Origin of the sequence: Saccharopolyspora sp. NPDC002686 (assembly GCF_040295745.1) — a bacterium.
Lineage (GTDB): Bacteria > Actinomycetota > Actinomycetes > Mycobacteriales > Pseudonocardiaceae > Saccharopolyspora > Saccharopolyspora oryzae.
The window spans coordinates 1-1782 of the sequence record NZ_JBEOVY010000629.1; the positions used below are offsets into that span (position 1 = coordinate 1).

Here is a 1782-nt window from a genome sequence, read left to right on the forward strand (position 1 = left end):
GGAAATTGGAGGTCCAATTTCCATTGAAATTGCGTCGGGACTGGCGGCGGAACCACGTCGGGGCTCGGAACCGGGGGTGGGAGGCCCCGGGGAGCAGGTGGTCAGGGGAGGAAGTCCGGGAGGGGACGCGGGTCGTCGGACGGGGTCCAGCGGCCGTCGACCAGCTCGTAGCGCCAGGCCGGGCCTTCCGCGACGAGCTCGTGCAGGGCGTTCACCAGGCGGTCGACGTGCTCCGCCGTGGTGCCCAGGCCGATGCTCACGCGCACCGCGCGCTCCGCGTCCGAGCCCGCGCGCGACAGGAGATGCTTGGTCGCCAAGTGGGCGCAGAACAGGCCGTCGCGGACGCCGATGCCGTGCTCGGCGGACAGCGCAGCGGCGATCAGCCCGGGGTCCTGGCCGTCGATGCTGAAGCTCACGACACCTACCCGCTCGTGGTCGGCATCGAACAGGCACAGCTCGCGCAGCCCCGGCACCTCGCGCAACCCGGCGCGCAACCGGCGCAGCAGCGCCTCCTCGTGCTCGACGACGTTGACCCAGTTCACCGACAGCGTCTCGCAGGCCTTGGCCAGCGCGTGCACGCCGACGGTGTTCGGCGAGCCCGCCTCGTGCCGCTCCTCACCGGTGTTCCAGCTGACCGCGCGCTCGTTCACCTTCCGCGTCGCGCCGCCACCGGCCAGGTACGGGTCCGCGGCGTTGAGCCAGTCCGCACGTCCGATCAGCGCGCCCGCGCCGAACGGCGCGTACAGCTTGTGCCCGGAGATCGCGACGTAGTCGATGTCGAGCTCGGCGATCCGCACCGGGCGGTGCGGGGCGAGCTGCGCGGCGTCCAGCACGGTCCGCGCACCTCGGCGGCGGGCCACGCGGGCGAGTTCGGCGACCGGCCACAGCTCACCGGTGACGTTCGACGCGCCGGTGATCACCGCCAGCCGTGGCCCCTCCGGGCATTCCGCCAGCGCGGCGTCCAGCGCGGCGACCGCGTCGGCCGGCGTCGCCGGGGCCTCGATCCGCCGCACCCGCGGACCGGTCCAGGGCAACAGCGCGGCGTGGTGCTCGGTGTCGAAGACGACGACGGAAGTCCCCCGCGGCAAGGCCCCCGCCAGCAGGTTCAGCGCGTCGGTGGTGTTGCGGGTGAAGACCACCGAGTCGGTGCGGCGGGCCCCGACGAAGTCCCGCAGGACGTCCCGCGCGCCTTCGTAGACCCTGGTGCACACCTGCGAAGCGAAACCGGCGCCCCGGTGCACGCTGGCGTACCACGGGAGCAGCTGGTCGACGGCGGTCCGGACGCTGTCCAGACAAGGCGCGCTGGCCCCGTGATCGAGGTTGGCATAACCGACGCTCTCCCCGGTGACCAGCGGAACGTTCAACTCGTTCCCGGCGACCGCGGGCACGCGGCTGTCCACAGCGGACTGCTTCGGGATTCGGACAACGGCAGACGTCATGACGCCCTCCCAGGGGCCTCATCGGACCCTCCGAGAAGGGGTCCGCGCTTGCCGGATCGCCCTGCGCGACCGGCCAGGTCCTCACCCGGGGCACCCCACCGCGGTTGGAGGGTTGCCGGCCAGCGAGCCGGGGCTTCGCGCTGACACTCATGACCTTCGGAACAGCACACTAGAAAAGGCCCGCGCTGCGGGCAACACCCGTTCCCGAGGCGTGGGAGCGGTCTGCGTCACACCCATTCGTGCGTTCGGGTGGCGCCAGGCGCTGTTCGTGGCCGCGCTGGACGACGAGATCGTGGGCACCACCGCGGTGCGAGCGGACGGGCCGAAGAGCCCGCCGCACGCC

Annotated in this window: 1 protein-coding gene and 1 riboswitch; the gene reads right to left on the reverse strand. The window is 72.4% G+C overall.

Annotated features, from left to right (window positions below; all coding sequences use genetic code 11):
- Positions 1-101: 101 nt before the first annotated feature.
- A complete protein-coding gene (locus ABTZ89_RS38440) occupies positions 102-1439 on the reverse strand; it encodes an aminotransferase class V-fold PLP-dependent enzyme (RefSeq protein ID WP_351054367.1) in 1338 nt (445 codons plus the stop codon).
- Between the two features lie 39 nt (positions 1440-1478).
- Positions 1479-1594, reverse strand: a riboswitch (SAM riboswitch).
- Positions 1595-1782: the final 188 nt, after the last annotated feature.